Below are 21,237 nucleotides of genomic sequence, written 5' to 3'. Positions count from 1 at the left end.
GTTTGCAAACGCAACTTGACCCCGATTTAGGAAATTTCATGGCAAATACCGCACAAGCGCGCAAACGCGCTCGTCAAGCAGTTAAGCAAAACGCGCACAACTCGGCACAGCGTTCGACCCTGCGCACCGCAATCAAGGCAGTTCGCAAGGCCATCCAGGCTGGCGACAAGGCCGCTGCAACCACCATCTTCCAGCAGTCCGTGTCGACCATCGACAGCATCGCTGACAAGAAGATCATCCACAAGAACAAAGCAGCCCGCCACAAGAGCCGTCTGGCTGCTGCCCTGAAGGCACTGTCCGCTTAATAGCGAGGTGCGTGCGGCTTCGGCCGCGCAGGCAGTTCTGTGCAGAGCAAGACCCGCCCGACGTCAAGTCCGGCGGGTTTTGTCGTTTGTTGCGTCCGGCGTTTGCGAGGCGTGCTGCGCGGCTCCGGATATCTTAAAACCGTGGCGCACAGTAAAATACTGGTGCATAATGTGAAACGCCGTCTTATGTCTTATAGAAGACTTCGCCAACAGGCGAAGTCGCGACGAGACTGAGCGTTACCACCGTTTTTAGACATCGTGCGACCCGCGCGATCATCGAGGAAAAAGCGTATGAGCAGTGATCCGACCATCATCTACACCCTGACCGACGAGGCCCCGCTGCTGGCGACCCACGCCTTCCTGCCTGTCGTCAGCACCTTTACCAAGCCGGCCGGCATCCAGGTCGAGCAGGCCGACATTTCTGTCGCCGCCCGTATCCTGGCGCAGTTCCCGGAAAACCTGACTCCGGAACAGCGCGTTCCGGATGTGCTGAGCGAACTGGGCAAGAAAACGCTCGAGCCGGACGCGAACATCATCAAGCTGCCGAACATCTCGGCCTCGGTGGGCCAGCTGGTCGCCGCCATCAAGGAACTGCAGGGCAAGGGCTACAATCTGCCGGACTACCCGGCCGACCCGAAGACCGACGAAGAGAAGGCGATCAAGGCCAAGTACGGCAAGTGCATCGGCTCGTCGGTGAACCCGGTCCTGCGCGAAGGTAACTCCGACCGCCGCGCTCCGAAGGCCGTCAAGGAATACGCACGCAAGAACCCGCACTCGATGGCACCATGGTCGCAGGCATCGCGCACCCACGTGTCGCACATGACCCACGGCGACTTCTACCACGGCGAAAAGTCGATGACCCTCGACGGCGCGCGCGACGTCAAGATGGAACTGGTCACCAAGTCGGGCCAGACCATCGTGCTGAAACCGAAGGTCGCACTGCAGGCCGGCGAGATCATCGATTCGATGTTCATGAGCCGCAAGGCCCTGCTGGCCTTCTACGAGCAGCAGATCAACGACGCCAAGGAAGCCGGCGTGCTGTTCTCGCTGCACGTGAAAGCAACCATGATGAAGGTCTCGCACCCGATCGTGTTCGGCCACTGCGTGCGCATGTTCTACAAGGAAGCCTTCGCGAAGCACGGCGCCCTGTTCGACAGCCTCGGCATCAACGTCAACAACGGCATGGCCGACCTGTACAGCAAGATCGCCACGCTGCCGGCATCGCAGCGCGAAGAAGTCGAGCGCGACCTGCACGCCTGCCAGGAACACCGTCCGGCCCTGGCCATGGTCGACTCGACCAAGGGCATCACCAACTTCCATTCGCCGAACGACGTGATCGTCGACGCGTCGATGCCGGCCATGATCCGCGCCGGCGGCAAGATGTACGACGCCACCGGCGCGCTGAAGGATGTCAAGGCAGTCATCCCGGAATCGACCTTCGCCCGTATCTACCAGGAGATCATCAACTTCTGCAAATGGCACGGCGCCTTCGATCCGAAGACCATGGGCACCGTCCCGAACGTGGGCCTGATGGCGCAGCAGGCCGAGGAATACGGCTCGCACGACAAGACCTTCGAGATCCCGGAAGACGGCGTGGCCAACATCACCGACCTCGCCACCGGCGAAGTATTGATGAGCCAGAACGTCGAGCAGGGCGACATCTGGCGCATGTGCCAGACCAAAGACGCCCCGATCCGCGACTGGGTCAAGCTGGCGGTCACCCGCGCACGCAACTCGGGCATGCCGGCCGTGTTCTGGCTCGACCCGTACCGTCCGCACGAGAATGAACTGATCAAGAAGGTCAAGACCTACCTGAAGGATCACGACACCAGCGGCCTGGATATCCAGATCATGTCGCAGGTGCGTGCGATGCGTTACACCCTGGAGCGCGTCAAGCGTGGCCTGGACACCATCTCGGTGACCGGCAACATCCTGCGCGACTACCTGACCGACCTGTTCCCGATCCTGGAACTGGGCACCTCGGCCAAGATGCTGTCGATCGTCCCGCTGATGGCCGGCGGCGGCATGTACGAAACCGGTGCCGGCGGTTCAGCGCCGAAGCACGTGCAGCAGCTGACCGAAGAAAACCACCTGCGCTGGGATTCGCTGGGCGAGTTCCTGGCGCTGGCCGTGTCGCTGGAAGACCTGGGCATCAAGACCGGCAACAACAAAGCCAAGGTGCTGGCCAAGACCCTGGACGCCGCCACCGGCAAGCTGCTGGACAACCGCAAGTCGCCGTCGCCGAAGACCGGTGAACTCGACAACCGCGGCAGCCAGTTCTACCTGTCGATGTACTGGGCGCAGGAACTGGCCGCGCAGAGCGAGGACGCCGAACTGGCAGCCAAGTTCGCACCGCTGGCCAAGCAACTGGCGGAGAATGAACAGAAGATCGTTCAGGAACTCTTGGCGGTGCAGGGCAAGCCGGCCGATATCGGTGGCTACTACAAGGCCGATGACGCCAAGGTGAAGGCGGTGATGCGTCCGAGCGCGACGTTCAATGGCGCGCTGGAGTCGTTCGCGGCTTAATCAGCATTTGCAGCAAATAAGAACGCCGGCTTTTACGCCGGCGTTTTTTTATTCACCTAGCCTTTAGACCGTCGTTCCGGCGTAGGCCGGAACCCAAGTTCGTTGCATCACGTTGGCGGGTGCACGCAAGCGTCTGAGAAACGCACAGGAATTGGATCCCGGCCTTCGCCGGGATGACGGAGCATGGGGAGTGGTGCTAATGCTTCTCGCTTAACGCAACGAAGAAGCGGGCACTTCGATGAACTCTCCGGGCATGAGCGGATGCGTCGCCAACGAAAACGGCCCAATACTCGAGCGCACCAGCCGCAGCGTCGGCAATCCCACCGCCGCCGTCATCCTGCGCACCTGCCGGTTCTTGCCTTCTTCCAGCGTGATCGCAATCCAGCTGGTCGGCTTGTCCTGGCGCGCCCGGATCGGCGGGTTGCGCGGCCACAGCCATTCGGGTTCGGCGATGCGCACCGCCTTGCACGGCTTGGTCACGAAATCGCCCAGGTCGAGCGGCGCCTGCAGCCGCGCCAGCGCTTCTGAATCGGCCACACCATCCACCTGAACTAAATACGTCTTGGCTTCCTTGTGGTCCGGGTGCGCGATCTTGTGCTGCAGCTTGCCGTCGTCGGTCAGCAGCAGCAGGCCCTCGCTGTCGGCGTCCAGCCGGCCGGCAGGGTAGATGTTGGGGATGTCCAGGTAGTTGGCCAGGGTCTCGCGGCCGTCCTGCACTGAAAACTGGCACAGGACCTGGAAGGGTTTATTGAAGAGGATCAGAGGCATGAATCAGGAATGGGGCGATAAAAGGTGATGCGTGGCGCCTTGGAAAATACTGGTGCATAATGCAAGACACGTCTTATACAAGACTTGCAAGCGTAGTCCACATTGTAGTTCATACGGCAGACAGGCTCGGGACCGCGGCCTGCCTGCGACGAATGGGAGAGCACGATGTTCCAACATATCAAGGTGCCGGCCGACGGCCAGAAAATCACCGTCAACGCCGACTTTACGCTGAGCGTGCCGGACAATCCCGTCATTCCCTACATCGAGGGCGATGGCACCGGCGTGGACATCACCCCGGTCATGATCAAAGTGGTCGATGCGGCTGTGGAAAAAGCCTATAACGGCAGCCGCAAGATCAGCTGGATGGAAATCTATGCTGGCGAGAAGTCGACCAATGTATATGGCCCCGACGTCTGGCTGCCCTCGGAAACCCTGGACGTGCTGAAGGACTACGTGGTCTCGATCAAGGGTCCGCTGACGACCCCGGTCGGCGGCGGCATCCGTTCGCTCAACGTGGCGCTGCGCCAGGAGCTCGACCTCTACGTCTGCCTGCGCCCGGTGCGCTACTTCGCCGGCGTGCCGTCGCCGCTGAAGCAGCCGGAAAAGACCGACATGGTGATCTTCCGCGAGAACTCGGAAGACATCTACGCCGGCATCGAATGGGCCGAAGGCTCGGAAGGCGTCAAAAAAGTGATCAAATTCTTGACCGAAGAGATGGGCGTCAAGAAGATCCGCTTCCCGGAGACCTCGGGCCTGGGCGTCAAGCCGGTCTCGCGCGAAGGCACCGAGCGCCTGGTGCGCAAGGCGATCCAGTATGCGATCGACAACGACAAGCCCTCGGTGACCCTAGTCCACAAGGGCAATATCATGAAGTACACCGAAGGCGGCTTCCGCGACTGGGGCTACGCGCTGGCGCAGAAGGAATTCGGCGCCGAGCTGATCGACGGCGGCCCGTGGTGCAAGTTCAAGAATCCGAAGAGCGGCCGCGAGATCACCATCAAGGATTCGATCGCCGACGCTTTCCTGCAGCAGATCCTGCTGCGCCCGGCCGAGTACAGCGTGATCGCCACCCTGAACCTGAACGGCGACTATATTTCGGACGCGCTGGCGGCCCAGGTGGGCGGCATCGGCATCGCGCCGGGCGCCAATATGTCGGATTCGGTCGCCATGTTCGAGGCCACCCACGGCACCGCGCCGAAATATGCCGGCAAGGATTACGTGAATCCGGGTTCGCTGATCCTGTCGGCCGAAATGATGCTGCGCCACATGGGCTGGATCGAAGCTGCCGACCTGATCATTCGCTCGATGGAAAAGGCGATCACCTCGAAAAAGGTCACCTACGACTTCGCGCGCCTCATGGAAGGGGCGACCCAGGTATCCTGCTCGGGTTTCGGCGAGGTGATGATCGAGAATATGTGAGGCGAATCGCCTGTCCGCCCCGACTCGGCTAATATGAAAGCCCTGTGCTCGACCAGAGCCGGGGCTTTTCTATTAAGGGGGTAGGGGATGGCGTACCACGCAGACTTCGACCGCATCGGCCGTTTTATCTACGGCTTTCACCGCATTGCCTCGCCCGACGAATTGCGCACCCTGTCGAGCGGGGCTTTACCATCCGGTCTGGCCGGCCGCGGCGCGGCGCTGGTGCAGCGCTTCGACGCCGTGCTGGCCGACTGGCAGGAGGATTCCCGCCTGGAGCGGGGCGACTCGGTCAGCGACGAGCGCATCGCCGCACTGTTGCAGGATACCCGCGACTTTGCGGCGGAACTGGCTTATGCTCGTACCCAAGGCGGCGTTTGACAACTGCAGGACGAAAAAAAACCCCGCCAGGGCGGGGTTCCTTGCTTCCGGGAGGGGAACTATTACATGCCCTGGATATTGGAAGCTTGCTTGCCTTTCGGGCCTTGCGTGACTTCGAATTGGACTTTTTGACCTTCTTTGAGGGTCTTAAAACCGTTCATATTGATTGCGGAGAAGTGCGCGAACAGATCCTCGCCGCCGTCATCAGGAGTGATGAAGCCAAAGCCTTTGGAATCATTGAACCACTTAACAGTACCAGTTGCCATAAAAGAACTTTCAAATTTTAACTAATCACACGAGCCATAAAAGCAAGAAGCTTCTTGCCCCCTCCTCAGCCTGCTCACTTCTTATCAACAAGTACATAAGTACAATGTCAATGACTGCATTGTTGGTGGAATAATCACTGAAGTCAAGCGGTTTTGGGGCGCTGTTGCCAAATTTTCCACAGCAGAGCTAACGCGGCTCTTGATTTCGTCAATTGGATCGCCATCTGCGGAATCAACGGGAATCGCGTAACATGGAAGCACATGAGAACGAGCTGATGTTTACGCTTGGCACAGACTTTGAAAGCATTAGAATAAGCCCATGGCTACGAAGCATGACACCGAACAGCTGCTGGAGCGGCAGACCGTAAAACCGCCACCCTTGTATCAGGTGGCGCTGCTGAACGACGACTACACGCCAATGGAATTCGTGGTTGCGATCATCCAGGAGTATTTCAACAAGGATCGCGAAACGGCGACCCAGATCATGCTTTCCGTGCACCGTCACGGCAAGGGCGTCTGTGGGGTGTTTTCCAAAGATATAGCGTGTACCAAAGTGGAGTTTGTCTTAACGCATGCGCGTAAGGCAGGGCACCCCCTGCAATGCGTGATGGAGGAAGTATGATTGCGCAGGAACTTGAAGTATCCCTACACATGGCCTTTGTCGAAGCCCGCCAGGCCCGCCACGAGTTCATTACCGTGGAACACCTGCTGCTGGCCTTGCTCGACAACCCATCAGCCGCCGAAGTCCTGCGTGCGTGCGCGGTCAATATTGAAGACCTGCGCAAGACCTTGACTAATTTTATCGGTGATAACACCCCGACCGTGCCTGGCACGGGCGAGGTCGACACCCAGCCGACGCTCGGATTCCAGCGTGTGATCCAGCGCGCGATCATGCACGTCCAGTCGGCCTCGAACGGCAAGAAGGAAGTCACCGGCGCGAACGTGCTGGTGGCGATCTTCGGCGAGAAAGACTCGCACGCCGTTTACTACCTGCACCAGCAGGGCGTGACCCGTCTCGACGTGGTCAACTTCATCTCGCACGGCGTGCGCAAGGACCAGCAGCTCGACACCAGCAAGGCGTCGGAAGGCGTGGAAGAAGCGCAGGTCGAAGGCCAGGCCAAGGAAAGCCCGCTCGACCAGTTCACCCAGAACCTGAACAAGTCGGCTGCCGACGGCAAGATCGATCCGCTGATCGGGCGCGAGGAAGAAGTCGACCGCGTGATCCAGATCCTGTGCCGCCGCCGCAAGAACAATCCGCTGCTGGTCGGTGAGGCCGGTGTCGGCAAGACCGCCATCGCGGAAGGCCTGGCATGGCGCATCGTCCAGGAAGACGTGCCCGAGATCCTGCAGAACGCCGTCGTGTATTCGCTCGACATGGGCGCGCTGCTGGCCGGCACCAAGTACCGCGGCGATTTCGAGCAGCGCCTGAAGGCAGTCCTCAAGCAATTGAAGGACACCCCGAACGGCATCCTGTTCATCGACGAGATCCACACGATCATCGGCGCCGGTTCGGCCTCGGGCGGTACGCTCGACGCATCGAACCTGCTGAAACCGGCCCTGGCAAACGGCCAGCTCAAGTGCATCGGCGCGACCACGTTCACGGAATTCCGCGGCGTGTTCGAGAAAGACCATGCCCTGAGCCGCCGCTTCCAGAAGGTGGACGTGAACGAACCGTCGGTCGAGCAGACCGTGGCGATCCTGCGCGGCCTGAAGTCGCGCTTCGAAGAGCACCATGGCGTCAAGTATTCGGCGTCGGCGCTGTCGACCGCGGCCGAGCTGGCGGCGCGTTTCATCAATGACCGCCACCTGCCGGACAAGGCCATCGACGTGATCGACGAAGCGGGCGCGGCACAGCGCATCCTGCCGAAGTCGAAGCAGAAGAAGACCATCGGCAAGACCGAGATCGAGGACATCATCGCGAAGATCGCGCGGATCCCTCCGCAGACCGTCAACCAGGACGACCGCAGCAAGCTGCAGACCATCGACCGCGACCTGCGCAACGTGGTGTTCGGCCAGGATCCTGCGATCGAGGCGCTGTCGGCCGCGATCAAGATGGCGCGCGCCGGCCTGGGCAAGCAGGACAAGCCGATCGGCTCCTTCCTGTTCTCGGGTCCGACCGGCGTCGGCAAGACGGAAGTCGCCAAGCAGCTGGCCTTCATCCTGGGCATCGACCTGGTGCGCTTCGACATGTCCGAGTACATGGAGCGCCACGCGGTGTCGCGCCTGATCGGTGCGCCGCCGGGCTACGTCGGCTTCGACCAGGGCGGCCTGCTGACCGAGGCCATCACCAAGAAGCCGCACACCGTGCTGCTGCTGGATGAAATTGAAAAGGCCCACCCGGACATCTTCAACATCCTGCTGCAGGTGATGGACCACGGCACGCTGACCGACAACAACGGCCGCAAGGCGGACTTCCGCAACGTGATCATCATCATGACCACCAATGCGGGCGCCGAGAGCCTGACCAAGCGTTCGGTGGGCTTCGTGGATTCGAAGGCGGCAGGCGACGAGATGGGCGACATCAAGCGCATGTTCACGCCGGAGTTCCGCAACCGCCTGGACGCCATCATCAGCTTCCGCGCGCTGGACGAGGACATCATCCTGCGCGTCGTGGACAAGTTCCTGATGCAGCTGGAAGAGCAGCTGCACGAGAAGAAGGTGGAAGCCGTCTTTACCGAGAAATTGAAGAAATTCCTCGGCAAGAAGGGCTTCGATCCGCTGATGGGCGCCCGTCCGATGTCGCGCCTGATCCAGGACATGATCCGCAAGGCCCTGGCCGACGAGCTGCTGTTCGGCCGCCTGGTCAACGGTGGCCGCGTGACGGTGGACCTGAACGAGAAGGACGACGTCGTCCTCGAGTTCCCGGAAGGCGACGCACTGCCGCCGCCGGCTCCGGCCGAGACGGTCGAGATCGAGTAATCGATCACCGTTCTACAGAAACCGCGCTCAGGCGCGGTTTTTTTTGCTTGTATGCACACCGCGCGGCAGACCACGTATGGCAAACTCATCCTTTTTAGAAACCTTGCCATCCTTCCCATGAACGTGTCCCGCACCATCCTCGCGCTGTCGCTCGCGCTCATCGGCAGCCAGGCCGCCGCCGACCCATACTTCCGTTTCCCCGCGATCCGCGGCGACAACATCGTCTTCACCGCCGAGGGTGACCTGTGGCGCACCACGCTTGCAGGTGGCAAAGCGACCCGCCTGACCACGCACCCGTCCAGCGAAACCCAGGCTGCGATCTCGCACGACGGCAAGCTGGTCGCGTTCGCCGCCTCGTATGAAGGCGCACAGGAAGCCTACGTGATGCCGCTCGAGGGCGGCCTGCCCAAGCGCATCACGTTTGAAAACGGCGGCGTGACGGTACTGGGCTGGACCGCGCAGGGCGAGGTCCTGGTAAGCACCGAAAATTCGGTGGGACCATCGAAACACCGTATCGTCGCCGCCCTCGACCCGGTCAAGATGACGCGCCGCGTGCTGCCGCTGGCCGACGCCAACGACGCCGTGCTGAGCGACGACGGCCGCAGCGTGTTCTTCACGCGCATGGGCCTGTCGATGACCAACGATAACGTCAAGACCTACCGCGGCGGCGCGCATGCCCAGCTGTGGCGCTACGAACTGGGTTCGAAGAACGAAGCCGTGCGCCTGTTCAAGGAAGACGGCGCCAACAATCGCCGCGCCATGTGGTGGCAGGGCCGCATCTACTTCATCAGCGATGCCGGCGGCGCCGACAACATCTGGTCCGCGCTGCCGGACGGCAGCGACCGCAAGGTCCACACCCAGCACCGCGAATGGGACGTGCGCACCGCCTCGCTCGGTGACGGCCGCATCGCCTACCAGCTCGGCGCCGACCTGCGCGTGTTCGACATCGCCAGCGGCGATGACACCCTGATCAAAGCCAGCCTGGTCTCGGACTTCGACCAGCAGCGCACCCGCCGCGTGCGCTCGCCGCTCGACGCTTTGACAAACATCGAATTGGCCAGCAAGGCCGAGCGCATCGTGCTGACCGCGCGCGGCAAGGTGACGATTGCCGGCACCGGGACTTACCGTCGCGTCGAGATCGCCGTGCCGGAAGGCGCGCGAGCACGCAGCGCCGTGTTCAGCCACGACGACAAATGGGTCTACGCTTTTGTCGACACCACTGGCGAGAACGAGATCTGGCGCTACGCCGCCGACGGCTCGGGCAAAGGCGAACGCCTGACCATCGACGGCGCCAGCCACCGCTCCGGCATCTATCCATCCCCGGACGGCCGATATCTGGCCCACACCGACAAGAAGGGCCGCACCTGGCTGCTCGACCTGCAGGCGAAAACCAACGTCATCATCGACGACGCCAAGCAGGTGGGCGCCGACCGTCCCGACCAGGTGGTGTGGTCGCCGGACAGCCGCAACCTGGCGTTCGTGCGCGTCGGCTCGAGCGAGCAGCGCAACCAGATCGGCATGTACAACCTGGCCAGCAAGACCATGGCCTTTGTGACCACCGACCGCTACACGGCCGACTCGCCGGTGTTCTCGCCGGACGGGAAGTGGCTGTACTTCCTCTCGGCGCGCAACTTCAACGTCGGTAACGCCGGCCCCTGGGGCGACCGCAACATGGGCCCGGTGTTCGACCGCCGCGTCGGCATCTACGCCCTGGCCCTGCAGCCGGGCGTACGCTTCCCGTTCAAGCCCGAGGACGAGCTGACCAAGCCGGAAGCGGCCTCGCCGGAAGCGGCCGCGCGCGCCGCGGTCCAGACCCCGGGCAAGGAAGAAGCCGACAAGACCGCCGCCGTCGCCGCAGCCGCCGCTGCGACCGCGGCCGCGAGCGCCGCCGATCCAAAGGCCAAGACCGCGCCGACGCCGGCCATCGACTACGCCGGCCTGCGCGAGCGCCTGTTCGAGGTGCCGATCGCACCGGGCAACTACCGCGCGCTCGCAATCGACGAGAAGCGCCTGTACATCCTCGAATCCGACAACGGCCGCAGCGGGGCGCTCAAGACCCTCGAGATCTCGCGCAGCAGCCCGACCCCGGAAGTCTTCGTCAACAACGTGCGCGAATTTGGCCTGAGCCAGGATCGCAAGCACATCTTCTACCGTACTTTCAGCCTCACCGGCCCTGGCGAGATGCTGATCGTGGCCGCCGGCGCCAAGGCCCCGGCCGACGTCACCAAGGCCAAGGTCAAGATCGACGACTGGGCCATCAGCACCAATCCGCGCCTGGAATGGAAGCAGATGTTCAACGACGCCTGGCGCATGCACCGCGACTTCCTGTACGACGCCAATATGCGCGGCATCGACTGGAACGCCGCGCGCGCGCGCTACGCGCCGCTGGTCGAGCGCGTCACCGACCGCGCCGAGCTGGACGACGTGCTGGGCATGATGGTGGGCGAAGTCGGCGCGCTGCACTCGCAGATCCGCCCGGGCGACGTGCGCCGCGCGACGGGCGAGGGCGTGCCTTCGAGCCTGGGCGCGGTGCTGACCCGCGTGGCCGACGGCTTCCGCGTCGACCGCGTGTATCGCAGCGAACCGGAGCTGCCGTCCGAGCGCGGCCCGCTGGCCCAGCCCGACGTCGGGGTGAAGGAAGGCGACATCATCACTGCCGTCAACGGCAAGGCGCTGGTGGAGACCCGTGACATCGCCGATCTGCTGCTGGACCAGGCCGACAAGCAGGTGCTGCTGCACGTGAAGAGCGCCAAGGGCGACGGCAAGCCGCGTCCAGTGATCGTCACCCCGGTGAACATGGTGCGCCACGCCAGCCTGCGCTATTCCGACTGGGAGCAGAGCAGGGCGCAACAGGCCGATCAGGCCTCGAAGGGCAAGATCGGCTACCTGCACCTGCGCGCAATGACGGCGCGCGACATCAACGCGTTTGCCCGCGACTTCTACGCCAATATCAACAAGGATGGCCTGATCATCGACGTGCGCCGCAATAACGGCGGCAACATCGACAGCTGGATCATCGAGAAGCTGCTGCGCCGCTCGTGGGCCTTCTGGAGCTCGAACGGTAACCTGCCGCAGTCGAACATGCAGAACACCTTCCGCGGCCACCTGGTGGTGCTGATGGACGAGCTGACCTACTCGGACGGCGAGACCTTCGCGGCCGGCGTCAAGGCCTTGAAACTCGGCCCGCTGGTGGGCAAGCGCACCGCCGGCGCCGGCGTCTGGCTCAGCGACGGCAACGGCCTGGCCGACAATGGCATGGCGCGCGTGGCGGAGTTCGGCCAGTTCGCGGCCGATGGCGGCGACTGGCTGATCGAAGGCGTGGGCGTGACCCCGGACGTCGAGGTCGACAACCTGCCGCACGAGACCTTCGAGGGCCGCGACCGCCAGCTGGAAGTGGCGATCGAACTGCTGGAGAAGAAGATGAAGGAGCAGCCGGTCAAGCAGTGGAAGCCGGCGGCGATTCCGTCGATCAAACGCCAGTGGGAGGCGGGCGAGGCATCGGGCAAGACGCCGACGAACAAGTAAGCGGCTACGTGGGCGCACGCGCGTCTGGTTTGCGCCCACGCTTGCTCGACAGCGGCAGCACGGCGCTGCCGCCCAGGCGCCGCCTCAGCGCGATGCCGCCCCTTGCCGCCCGGCCGCGGCGCCGGCCCGGCTGGCCGCGATCAAGCCTCCGCCGATCAGCGCGATACCGAGCACGGTGCCCACCGACGCGTAGGGCATCAGACGCATGGCGGTGGTGGCCCAGGCCGCCGGGCGCTCGCGCTGCGGATCCGAATCGCGACGCTTCAACGCGCGGCTGCTGGCCGGACCGCCGGCATACAGCTGGATCATCTCGCGCACGAAGGGCACCATGTCCTGCGGACCGCGGCTGGTCAGCCAGTTACCGTCACGCACCACTTCCTGGTCGAGCCATGTGGCCCCCGCGTTGACCATGTCGTCGCGCACGCCGGGCCATGAGGTGAGCGCGCGCCCGTCCGCCAGCCCGGTCGATGCCAGCAGCCATGGACCGTGGCACAGCGTCGCAATGGGTTTGCGCTGCTGGTCGAATTCGCGCACGAAGTTGCGCGCCTTGGCGGACTGGCGCAGCAAATCGGGGTTGATGAAGCCACCGGGAATCAGGAGCCCGTCGTATTCGCTCGCCCTTGCCTCGTCGATCGTCCTATCGACGTCGACCCGTTTGGCCGGCTTGTTCAGGTTGACGCCGCGAATGCTGCCGCGGTGCAGCGACACGATGTCCACCTGCGCTCCTGCCGCCTCGAGCGCGGTGACCGGCACACTCAGTTCGACCTGCTCGAAGCCGTCGGTCGCCAGCACGGCAATGCGCTGCCCAACCAGTTTCTTGCGTCCATTCATCATGTCCTCCAGGGTGAGTTAAGCGATCAAGCTTGGCAGATCGCAGCGAGGACATACAGTACCTTGATTGCACGGGTCCCGACGTTCGGTAACAGCGAGCATTACCAGGCTAAGTTCGGCGCTGGCGGCCATCGCCGGGTTCATTACCTTGTAACATAACCTTTCTACACTGCAACTATTCCACTCTACGGATACTTGCAATGCCACTCGCAACGCCCCAGACCGGTACGAAACTTCTCGGCGCCTTCGGTATCGTCTCCCTGCTGATCCTGATCCTGTCCGCCGTGGCGCTGTGGCGCATGCAGTCGACTGACCGGCTCACGCACGACCTCGTCTATGACAAGCTGGCCAAGCAGCAGCTGAGCGCCGACCTGCTGGGTATCGAGCGCCTGAATGGCTCGCGCGCCATCGCCATCGCGCGTAGCGACAGCCTGGAGCTGGCGGACTATTTCGGCGCCCAGCTGGCCCAGGGCAAGAAGGCTGCCGCCGGACTGGAAGCGAAGCTGGCCAGGATGCCGCTGTCCGCACGCGAGGCAGCGCTGGTTGCCGAAGCGGACAGGCGCAAGCAGACTTTGGACAAGGTCCAGGCCGCGCTGTTCCAGGCCAAGGAGCTGGGCCAGACCCAGGTCGTCGAGCAGCTCGTGGGCGGCGACTGGGAGAAGGGCTACCAGGCGTATATCGGCGCGCTGGCAACCCTGCTGACCCACGAGACGGAAGAAGCGCGTCGTCTCGCAGAGGAATCGGCGGCCGCTTCATCGGCGGGCAAGTCGCTGGTGCTGACACTGGGCGTCGGCGCGCTGGCGATCGGCGCCGCCATGGCCTGGATCCTGACCCGGAATATCGTCGGCCCCCTGCGGCAGGCCGCCGCGCTGGCCGAGCAGGTGGCCCACGGCGACCTGCGTCCCGTGATCCGCCACGGTCGCCACGACGAGATCGGCCGTCTGTTCGACGCCTTGAATGGCATGACGGGCGGCGTGTCCGTCACCGTGTCCCAGGTCATGCAGGGCGCGCACGCGATCGACACGGCATCGAGCGACATCGCCGACGGCAACCAGGATCTGGCGCAGCGCACCGAACGCCAGGCCGCGGCGATCCGCCAGACCGTCGGTGCGATGGACGACCTGGGCGAAGCCATCGCCCGCAATAATGCGAGTGCGCGCGCGGCCCATGCGATGGCCCGCTCGGCGTCGAGCGTGGCGGTGCGCAGCGCCGAAGCGGTCGAGCAGGTGGTGGCGCGCATGGGAGCCATCAAGGAGTCGAGCGAGCGGATCGTCGACATCACGGCCATGATCGACAGCATCGCCTTCCAGACCAATATCCTGGCTCTGAACGCGGCGGTGGAAGCGGCGCGCGCCGGCGCCGAAGGACGCGGCTTCGCGGTGGTGGCGGCCGAGGTCCGCAACCTGGCCCAGCACTCGGCCACGGCGGCGAAGGAGATCAAGAAACTGATCGGCGAGTCGACCCAGGAGATCGCCGCCGGCACCGACATCGCCGGCGCCGCAGGCGAGACCATGCGCGCGGTGCTGGCCCATGTGCATGACGTGGCCGGGCTGCTCGACACCATCCACACCGCAAGCAGCGAGCAGGCCGGCGGCGTGGCCCAGGTCAGCCAGGCGATCGCCGAGATGGACGAATCGACCCGGCAGAATGCCGCCATGGTCGAGCAGGCCGCTGCCGCCGCGGCATCGATGCGCCGGCAGGCGGCCGAGCTGTCGCAACTGGTGGCGACCTTCAAGCTGCGCCCGGACGCGCAGGCGCAACGGGTACTGGCGAGGTGAAGGAAGCGGCGAGGAGAGCGGCTTGCTGTATCATGCCGTCCTCGAAAACGAAAGCCGCGCATGCTCATCATTACCATCAAACAGGGCAAGGAACAGGCCCTGCTGTCCGGCGACCCTTGGATCTACCTGTCCGCGATCGACAAGGTCGAGGGCAAGCCCATGGAACGCAACAAGCCGGGCGCCACCGCGGTCGTGCAGTCCTCGTCGCGCCGCTTCCTGGCGCGCGCGGCCTACAACGCCAAATCGCAGATCGCGGCCCGGGTCTGGACCCTCCGCGAGGACGAGCCGGTCGACCACGCGTTGATCAAGCGCCGGGTGCAGGCCGCCGTGGAACGCCGTCTGGCTGCCGATGCCGATCCGCAGGCCCTGGTCCAGCTGGTCGACGGCGAACAGGGTGGCCTGCCCGGGCTGCTGGTGCACGCCTATGGCGGCGCTTCCGGCTACCTGGTGTGCCAGTTCAATGCCGCCGGGGTCGACCTGTGGAAGGTCGCCGTGGTGCAGGCGCTGTTGAAAGCGACCGGCTGCCCCAATGTCTACGAACGCAGCGACGAACTGCTGCGCAAGGCCGAAGGCCTGCCGATCACGCGGCGCGTGCTGGCCGGCGAGGAGCCGCCGCAGCGCCTGACCGTGCGCGAGGGTGGGCGCCTGGTCCCGATGGACATTCGCACCGGCTTCATCTACCCACGCTAGAATCGTCCCGGGCCTGTCGCTCGGGAGAAAAGATGAAGCTGTCGCAGGGAATGCGCGCCGTCGCCGCGCTCGAAGCCGTGAAAGGCCTGGTGGTGGTGCTGGCCGGCTGCGGCCTGTTCGCCCTGCTGCACCACGACCTGCAGCGCGTCGCCGAGGAGCTGGTCCGGCACACGCACCTGAATCCGGCCGCGCGCCTGCCGCGCGTGTTCCTCGCCTATGCCGGCCACCTCGACAACACCCACCTGATGCAGCTGGCGCTGGGCGCCTTTGCCTATGCGGCGGTGCGCTTGGTCGAGGCCTACGGCCTGTGGCACGAGCGCGCCTGGGGCGAATTGTTGGCAGCAAGCAGCGGCGCGGTGTATGTGCCCTTCGAATTGGCGGAGCTGGTGCGCCGTCCTGGTCCATTGAGCGTCGTCCTGCTCTGCCTGAACCTCGCCATCGTCGCGTTCATGCTCTATGGAATGCGGCGGCGCCGCGCACGGGCTGCCTAGGACGCTAGGCCGGCACGCCTGCCAGCATTGCAGGCGCGCGCACGGCGACGCGCTTCGCCGAGCGTGCCGGGGCGGTGGCGCCGGCATCCGCGCCGGCGCCGGCCAGCCGGAACACGCTGACCACCTTGGCCAGGCGCGCCGCTTCTTCCTGCATCGATTCCGAGGCCGCCGCTGCTTCTTCGACCAGGGCCGCGTTCTGCTGCGTCACCTGGTCCATCTGGGCCACCGCCATATTGATCTGCTCGATGCCACTGGTCTGCTCCTGGGTGGCGCTCGAAATCTCGCGCATGATCTCGCTGACGTGGCGCACGCTGTCGACGATGTCGTCCATGGTCTTGCCGGCGCGGGCGACCAGCTGGCTGCCGCTGTCGACCTTCTCGACCGAGGTGCCGATGAGCGCCTTGATTTCCTTGGCCGCCGCAGCCGAACGCTGGGCCAGTGTGCGTACTTCGGAGGCGACGACGGCGAAACCGCGGCCCTGTTCGCCGGCGCGGGCCGCTTCCACCGCAGCATTCAGGGCCAGGATGTTGGTCTGGAAGGCGATGCCGTCGATGACGGAGATGATGTCGACGACCTTGCCGGAGGATTCGTTGATCTCGTCCATCACGCTCACCACTTCGCGGATCACGTCGCCGCCCTGGATCGCGACTTCAGATGCCCTGGCCGCCAGCGCGTTCGCCTGCTGGGCATTGTCGGCATTGCCTTTCACGGTCGAGGTCAGCTCTTCCATCGAAGACGCGGTTTCCTCGAGCGAGCTGGCCTGCTGCTCGGTGCGCGAGGACAGGTCCTGGCTGCCGGCTGCCACCTGCGCCGAGGCGGTGGCGATGGTATCGGTGCCGGCCCTGACCCGGCCGACGATGCCGGCCAGGCTGTCGCGCATGCGCTGCAGCGCCACCATCATGCTCGAGGTATCGCCGGTCCTGGTCGGAATCGGCACGCCCAGATCGCCGGCTGCGATCGCTGCCGCGATGGTGGCGGCGTCACGCGGTTCGCCGCCGAGCTGGCGGGTGAGGTCGCGCGTGATCAGGACGCCGATGGCGACGCCGGCGAGGGCGCTGCACAAGGTCAGGACGATCATGAAGTCGCGGCTGGATGCGTACATGCGGCCGGTTTCGGCCGCCGCTTCCTTCGCCCGGTTCTCCTTCGAGTGCGACAGCTTCGTCAGCAGATCGTCGAGCGTATTGGCATGCGCACGCGTCTGCGTCAGCGCGCTGCTGAGCTCGGCGCTGCGCGTCGCCAGGTCCTCTTTCGCCGCCAGTGTGAAAACACCAGCCAGTTCGCGCTCGTAGTCGACCGAGGTGCGGGCGTATTCGGCGAACAGGCGCTTGGCTTCATCGGTGACGAACAGGGGCTGTGCCTTGCCGAGGTAATCCTTGATAGCGGCCATGTACTTGCCGATATTGTCGAGATTGGTCTGGCGTTCCTGCGCAGTCGTCGACAGCAGGTAATTGCCGCGGGCGCGGCCCACGTAGATCAGGTTGATATTTGCTTCTTTGATATACGAAAGGCCGAGCAGTTCCTGTTCATACATGCGTTCTGCCAGCGTGTTCATCTTGGCGAGATTGAAGAGACCCACCGCCGCCACCGTCGCGCCGAGCACGGTCAGGAACAGGAATCCGGAAATGATTTTTGTACCAACTTTGAATCGTGCAAACATGTTATTCCTGCTTATTGCGTTGATCGTTCATCCGTGCCGGATGCGTTTTGGAACAGCAGTGCCATCCTGATTTTTTGGCCCCAAAAAAGATTTGATTTGGATCAAATTTCCCTTAGTCACCAATAGTTGTTCATGGAAAACAACGGAGGAGTGCGCTGCGATCCGGGCTGCGGGTTTATATTGCCTGCTCGGGTAGGGCAGACAGGGGAAGAGATGGTGTCGAATCAGCCAGGATTTCTTTTTGCCACCGGCATCGAGAACAGCATCCCGACCATCGACGGCGGCAGGAAGCGCATGGACGAGATGGAAAAGTGCGGTCACTACCGCCACTGGCGGCGCGACTTCGACCTGGTGCAGGAAATCGGCATCCGCTTCCTGCGCTACGGCCCGCCGCTGCACACCACCCTGGTCGGTCCCAGGCGCTACGACTGGTCCTTCGCCGACGAGACCTTTCCCGAGCTGCGGCGGCGCGGCCTGGTCGCCATCGTCGACCTGTGCCACTTCGGCCTGCCCGATTTCCTCGGTAACTTCCAGAATCCGGATTTCCCCGCCATCTTCGCCGACTACGCGCGCGCCTTTGCCTTGCGCTACCCGTGGATCCAGCTGTACACGCCGGTCAACGAGATGTCGATCAGCGCGCTGTTCTCCGCCCTGTACGGCTGGTGGAACGAGCAGATGCGCAGCGATCGCGCCTTCGTGACGGCCCTCAAGCACCTGGTGAAGGCGAATCTGCTCGCCATGCGGGCGATCCTGGAAGTGCGGCCGGACGCGCTGTTCGTGCAGAGCGAATCGACCGAATACTTCCACGCCAAGTCGCCCGCCGCGATCGGGCCGGCGGAAACCATGAACGCGCGCCGCTTCCTGTCGCTCGACCTGAACTATGGCCGGCGCGTCGACTCCACCATGTACGAGTACCTGCTCGACAACGGCATGACGCGCGAGGAATACCACTACTTCCTCAACAACAACCTGAAGCACCACTGCATCATGGGGAACGACTACTACCAGACCAACGAGCATCTGGTCACGGACGATGGATCCAGCACGGCGTCCGGCGAGATCTTCGGCTATGCGGTCATCACCCACCAGTACTACAACCGCTACCGCCTGCCGGTGATGCACACCGAGACCAACCTGTGCGAAGGCCCTTGCGGCGACGAGGCGGTGCGCTGGCTGCGCAAGGAATGGGCCAACGTGCTCCGCGTGCGCAACAACGGCGTGCCGCTGGTCGGCTTCACCTGGTATTCGCTGACCGACCAGGTGGACTGGGACACCAGCCTGCGCGAGGACAACGGCCACGTCAACGCGCTGGGGCTGGCCGATCTCGACCGCAATTTGCGGCCGGTGGGCCTTGCCTACCGCGACCTGATCCGCGACTGGACCGAAGTGCTGCCGACCCAGAGCGTGTGCCTGCAGGTGCCGCTGGAGCTCGACGAGGATTACCCGGAACGCGGCGGTTCGCGGCCGCGCCGCATGCCGGACCCGGTCGCGGCCACCGGCGCGCCCAGGAACACGGAGTAGGGCATGCGCTTCGCCGGCCAAGTCGCGATCGTCACCGGCGCCGCCGGCGGCATCGGCCTGGCCACGGCGCAGCGTTTCGCCGCCGAGGGCGCGACGGTGGCGCTGGTCGACCATGATTCGGATGCGCTGGCGGCAACCGCCGCGCAGATCCAGGGCGATACCATGCAAGTGGTGTGCGACGTGGGCGACGAAGGGCAGGTGGCGGCAGCCGTGGAACAGGTCTTGAGGCGTTTCGGCCGGCTCGACGTCGTCGTCAACAACGCCGGGCTCATGATGTTCCGGCCGATCGAGGCGCTGAGCGGCGCGGACTGGAACCAGGTGCTGCGGGTCGACCTGCTCGGCGCCTTCTACTTCATCAAGCAGGGCTTCCTGCACATGCCGCCCGGCAGCGCCATCGTCAACGTCGCCAGCGTGCATGCGCTGAAAACCGAGCCGAACGTCGCGCCCTATGCCGCCGCCAAGGCGGCGCTGCTGTCCCTGACCCGCTCGGCGGCGATCGAGGGTATCCCCAAGGGCATCCGGGTGAACGCGATCCTGCCCGGCGCCGTCGACACGCCGATGTTATGGAATAACCCGCAGGTGAAATCCGGCACCGAGCACCTCGATGCGGCCGAGGTGGGCAAGCCGGCAGAGGTCGCAGCCGCAATCGCTTTTCTTGCGTCGAGCGAGGCGTCCTTCATCCAGGGCGCCTCGCTGCTGGTCGACGGCGGCCGCCTGTGCCAGCTCTAAGGCTAGAGAGGGCGGCCGAGCAGTTTCTCGACCTGGTCCAGTTCCCAAGGACCGCCGAAGAAGCGTTCGAAGACGAACACCGTCAGGGCGTGCACCAGCACGGCGAGGCCCCAGAACAGCGCCAGGCCGACGAACCAGAGGACACCCGGCGACGTGAAGAAATCGATGAGGGCGCATCCCGCCGTCACGATCAGATACAGCATCAGATGCATATAAAAGCCGCGGATGCGCCGCACCCGCATGAATGCCATTCGCTCGCGGATCGCGTCCGTACCGTTCTGTTTGTCCACCATGATCGCCTCGCTGGAAAGAGTTGAGAAATCGACTTCGAACACCGCAGCGATGGATTTGATCGATTCGATACTGCCCGGATGGCCGGCCTCGATCCTCTGGACGGTACGGACATTCAGGCCGCTGGCGTCGGCTAGCTGCTGTTGCGACCAGCCTCGTTTGAGACGCATTTTTTGAATCGACATAAGACTCTCCTTGTGCGGAGTCCCAAGTATGGGTAGCTCGCGTTTTTAAAGCGACGACAGGGACACGACAGGAACACGACAGCGATACGACACGCCGCTTAGTCGGCTCGTTGGGCGATCTTGCGTCCCGCACTAAGCACGAGGATGACGGCCGCCAGCGCGGCCATCGCGCTGACCACCGTGTTGAACATGGCATGCTCGACGCTGCGTGCGGGCCGCATCCAGAAGCCATGCGCAGCGCCGGACACCGCAGCCGCAGTGAGCACGGCGAACACGATCAGCCGATGTCCCGATCCCGGACGTCCCCGCGGCAGCGCGCCCGGCTCACGGCGGGCAAACCAGGAGGCAATAATTAGCGCGCCGGCCAAGGTACTCAGGTGCTGCAGCAGCTTGAACACGGGGATCGTCATGCCGCCCAGCGCAAGCGGCGTGCGCAGCAGCTCGAATTGGCGCACCACTAGCGTGTTGGCATGGGTGAAGGCATCCCAGGAGACGTGAGTGGCGGCGCCGATGGCCAGCGAGGCGAGCACGATGAGGGCGCCGCGCAGGTCGCGCGGCTGCCAATCTAGGTGGGGCGCCATGCGGACGGCGATGGCGGATGGAGCCCAGGCCAGCAGCGCATCGCGCAGCAGCAGATGGTAGATCAGCCAGACCAGCAGCCCGGCCGGCACGCAGTAGAACAGGACGCCGGCCGCGCTGTGGGTGAAGCCGCCGCCAACGCCGAGCGACAGGAAATAGACGAAATCCGGCGCCATGCTGCCGACGGCCAGCGCCGACAGGGAGGTCAGCCGCGGCGCCGCCGCATGCAGCGGCAGCACCGCGGCCGGGTGGCACAGGGTGAAGGGCACTAGGAACCTATCCCAGCAGGGGATGAGTCGTTGCTGGCGCGCCTGACAAGCGTGTGCTGCGTTGCTCGTCGTTGCATGGCTCGCCATGCGGCCTCCTCGCGCCTTGCCCA

At 64.2% G+C, this 21,237-nt stretch carries 18 protein-coding genes; 12 read left to right on the top strand and 6 right to left on the bottom strand.

Annotated features, from left to right (window positions below; all coding sequences use genetic code 11):
• The first annotated feature begins 38 nt into the window (after positions 1–38).
• On the top strand, positions 39–305 hold the full coding sequence (rpsT, locus tag GV068_RS02460; protein WP_036216299.1) for a 30S ribosomal protein S20: 267 nt from the start codon (positions 39–41) through the stop codon (positions 303–305).
• A gap of 291 nt (positions 306–596) precedes the next feature.
• Positions 597–2,831 carry an NADP-dependent isocitrate dehydrogenase gene (locus GV068_RS02455; protein ID WP_159695839.1) on the top strand — a complete coding sequence of 745 codons (2,235 nt, stop codon included), beginning with the start codon at positions 597–599 and terminating at the stop codon, positions 2,829–2,831.
• Positions 2,832–3,041: 210 nt separating this feature from the next.
• On the opposite strand, the gene GV068_RS02450 is transcribed toward GV068_RS02455, so the two are convergent.
• A complete protein-coding gene (locus GV068_RS02450; RefSeq protein WP_159695838.1) occupies positions 3,042–3,599 on the bottom strand; it encodes a pseudouridine synthase in 558 nt (185 codons plus the stop codon).
• Between the two features lie 165 nt (positions 3,600–3,764).
• Here GV068_RS02450 and icd point away from each other — a divergent pair, with 165 nt between their 5' ends.
• Positions 3,765–5,018, top strand: a complete 1,254-nt coding sequence (gene icd, locus GV068_RS02445) for an NADP-dependent isocitrate dehydrogenase (RefSeq protein ID WP_159695837.1) — start codon at positions 3,765–3,767, stop codon at positions 5,016–5,018.
• Positions 5,019–5,105: 87 nt separating this feature from the next.
• Complete coding sequence (locus GV068_RS02440; protein ID WP_159695836.1) at positions 5,106–5,396, top strand: hypothetical protein; 291 nt, start codon at positions 5,106–5,108, stop codon at positions 5,394–5,396.
• Between the two features lie 62 nt (positions 5,397–5,458).
• Here GV068_RS02440 and GV068_RS02435 read toward each other — a convergent pair whose 3' ends face one another.
• On the bottom strand, positions 5,459–5,662 hold the full coding sequence (locus GV068_RS02435) for a cold-shock protein (protein ID WP_020653506.1): 204 nt from the start codon (positions 5,660–5,662) through the stop codon (positions 5,459–5,461).
• Between the two features lie 319 nt (positions 5,663–5,981).
• Here GV068_RS02435 and clpS point away from each other — a divergent pair, with 319 nt between their 5' ends.
• From clpS to GV068_RS02420, 3 genes are all read left to right on the top strand, one after another.
• Positions 5,982–6,284 carry an ATP-dependent Clp protease adapter ClpS gene (gene clpS, locus GV068_RS02430; protein ID WP_027864722.1) on the top strand — a complete coding sequence of 101 codons (303 nt, stop codon included), beginning with the start codon at positions 5,982–5,984 and terminating at the stop codon, positions 6,282–6,284.
• Entirely contained in the window at positions 6,281–8,581 is a 2,301-nt protein-coding gene (gene clpA / locus GV068_RS02425; RefSeq protein ID WP_159695835.1) for an ATP-dependent Clp protease ATP-binding subunit ClpA, read from the top strand. The genes clpS and clpA overlap by 4 nt, the downstream gene beginning before the upstream one ends.
• A gap of 117 nt (positions 8,582–8,698) precedes the next feature.
• Entirely contained in the window at positions 8,699–12,106 is a 3,408-nt protein-coding gene (locus GV068_RS02420) for a S41 family peptidase (protein ID WP_159695834.1), read from the top strand.
• Between the two features lie 84 nt (positions 12,107–12,190).
• Here the strand turns inward: GV068_RS02420 and GV068_RS02415 are convergent, their stop codons facing one another.
• A complete protein-coding gene (locus GV068_RS02415; RefSeq protein WP_229463609.1) occupies positions 12,191–12,940 on the bottom strand; it encodes a type 1 glutamine amidotransferase domain-containing protein in 750 nt (249 codons plus the stop codon).
• A 197-nt stretch (positions 12,941–13,137) separates the two neighbouring features.
• Here GV068_RS02415 and GV068_RS02410 point away from each other — a divergent pair, with 197 nt between their 5' ends.
• Genes GV068_RS02410 through GV068_RS02400 form a run of 3 tightly spaced genes read left to right on the top strand, consistent with a single transcriptional unit; the run spans position 13,138 to position 15,896 of the window.
• Positions 13,138–14,715, top strand: coding sequence for a methyl-accepting chemotaxis protein (locus tag GV068_RS02410; RefSeq protein ID WP_159695833.1), 1,578 nt, complete (start codon positions 13,138–13,140; stop codon positions 14,713–14,715).
• A gap of 60 nt (positions 14,716–14,775) precedes the next feature.
• Entirely contained in the window at positions 14,776–15,405 is a 630-nt protein-coding gene (locus tag GV068_RS02405) for an SAM-dependent methyltransferase (protein ID WP_159695832.1), read from the top strand.
• Between the two features lie 32 nt (positions 15,406–15,437).
• Positions 15,438–15,896 (top strand): DUF2127 domain-containing protein, encoded by a 459-nt coding sequence (locus GV068_RS02400; protein WP_159695831.1) that lies wholly within the window; start codon positions 15,438–15,440, stop codon positions 15,894–15,896.
• Positions 15,897–15,900: 4 nt separating this feature from the next.
• Here the strand turns inward: GV068_RS02400 and GV068_RS25380 are convergent, their stop codons facing one another.
• Entirely contained in the window at positions 15,901–17,553 is a 1,653-nt protein-coding gene (locus GV068_RS25380; RefSeq protein ID WP_159695830.1) for a methyl-accepting chemotaxis protein, read from the bottom strand.
• A gap of 213 nt (positions 17,554–17,766) precedes the next feature.
• Here GV068_RS25380 and GV068_RS02390 point away from each other — a divergent pair, with 213 nt between their 5' ends.
• Together GV068_RS02390 and GV068_RS02385 are read left to right on the top strand one after the other, a co-directional pair.
• Positions 17,767–19,074 (top strand): family 1 glycosylhydrolase, encoded by a 1,308-nt coding sequence (locus tag GV068_RS02390; RefSeq protein WP_159695829.1) that lies wholly within the window; start codon positions 17,767–17,769, stop codon positions 19,072–19,074.
• Positions 19,075–19,077: 3 nt separating this feature from the next.
• A complete protein-coding gene (locus tag GV068_RS02385) occupies positions 19,078–19,803 on the top strand; it encodes an SDR family NAD(P)-dependent oxidoreductase (RefSeq protein WP_159695828.1) in 726 nt (241 codons plus the stop codon).
• Positions 19,804–19,805: 2 nt separating this feature from the next.
• Here the strand turns inward: GV068_RS02385 and GV068_RS02380 are convergent, their stop codons facing one another.
• Entirely contained in the window at positions 19,806–20,279 is a 474-nt protein-coding gene (locus GV068_RS02380; protein WP_159695827.1) for a helix-turn-helix domain-containing protein, read from the bottom strand.
• A 98-nt stretch (positions 20,280–20,377) separates the two neighbouring features.
• Positions 20,378–21,127 (bottom strand): DUF4184 family protein, encoded by a 750-nt coding sequence (locus GV068_RS02375; protein ID WP_159695826.1) that lies wholly within the window; start codon positions 21,125–21,127, stop codon positions 20,378–20,380.
• Between the last annotated feature and the right edge of the window lie 110 nt (positions 21,128–21,237).

It is taken from the genome of Massilia sp. 9I (assembly GCF_902506415.1).
Classification (GTDB): Bacteria; Pseudomonadota; Gammaproteobacteria; order Burkholderiales; family Burkholderiaceae_D; genus Telluria.
Note: the sequence above shows the minus strand (reverse complement) of the source record. Positions and strands in the feature narration are given on the sequence as shown.

What these genes read in the sequence shown, in the direction of transcription:
- rpsT (WP_036216299.1), top strand. Translation starts at nt 39, where the DNA reads ATGGCAAATACCGCACAAGCGCGCAAACGCGCTCGTCAAGCAGTTAAG.
- GV068_RS02455 (WP_159695839.1), top strand. Translation starts at nt 597, where the DNA reads ATGAGCAGTGATCCGACCATCATCTACACCCTGACCGACGAGGCCCCG.
- GV068_RS02450 (WP_159695838.1), bottom strand. Translation starts at nt 3,599, where the DNA reads ATGCCTCTGATCCTCTTCAATAAACCCTTCCAGGTCCTGTGCCAGTTT.
- icd (WP_159695837.1), top strand. Translation starts at nt 3,765, where the DNA reads ATGTTCCAACATATCAAGGTGCCGGCCGACGGCCAGAAAATCACCGTC.
- GV068_RS02440 (WP_159695836.1), top strand. Translation starts at nt 5,106, where the DNA reads ATGGCGTACCACGCAGACTTCGACCGCATCGGCCGTTTTATCTACGGC.
- GV068_RS02435 (WP_020653506.1), bottom strand. Translation starts at nt 5,662, where the DNA reads ATGGCAACTGGTACTGTTAAGTGGTTCAATGATTCCAAAGGCTTTGGC.
- clpS (WP_027864722.1), top strand. Translation starts at nt 5,982, where the DNA reads ATGGCTACGAAGCATGACACCGAACAGCTGCTGGAGCGGCAGACCGTA.
- clpA (WP_159695835.1), top strand. Translation starts at nt 6,281, where the DNA reads ATGATTGCGCAGGAACTTGAAGTATCCCTACACATGGCCTTTGTCGAA.
- GV068_RS02420 (WP_159695834.1), top strand. Translation starts at nt 8,699, where the DNA reads ATGAACGTGTCCCGCACCATCCTCGCGCTGTCGCTCGCGCTCATCGGC.
- GV068_RS02415 (WP_229463609.1), bottom strand. Translation starts at nt 12,940, where the DNA reads ATGATGAATGGACGCAAGAAACTGGTTGGGCAGCGCATTGCCGTGCTG.
- GV068_RS02410 (WP_159695833.1), top strand. Translation starts at nt 13,138, where the DNA reads ATGCCACTCGCAACGCCCCAGACCGGTACGAAACTTCTCGGCGCCTTC.
- GV068_RS02405 (WP_159695832.1), top strand. Translation starts at nt 14,776, where the DNA reads ATGCTCATCATTACCATCAAACAGGGCAAGGAACAGGCCCTGCTGTCC.
- GV068_RS02400 (WP_159695831.1), top strand. Translation starts at nt 15,438, where the DNA reads ATGAAGCTGTCGCAGGGAATGCGCGCCGTCGCCGCGCTCGAAGCCGTG.
- GV068_RS25380 (WP_159695830.1), bottom strand. Translation starts at nt 17,553, where the DNA reads ATGTTTGCACGATTCAAAGTTGGTACAAAAATCATTTCCGGATTCCTG.
- GV068_RS02390 (WP_159695829.1), top strand. Translation starts at nt 17,767, where the DNA reads ATGGTGTCGAATCAGCCAGGATTTCTTTTTGCCACCGGCATCGAGAAC.
- GV068_RS02385 (WP_159695828.1), top strand. Translation starts at nt 19,078, where the DNA reads ATGCGCTTCGCCGGCCAAGTCGCGATCGTCACCGGCGCCGCCGGCGGC.
- GV068_RS02380 (WP_159695827.1), bottom strand. Translation starts at nt 20,279, where the DNA reads ATGTCGATTCAAAAAATGCGTCTCAAACGAGGCTGGTCGCAACAGCAG.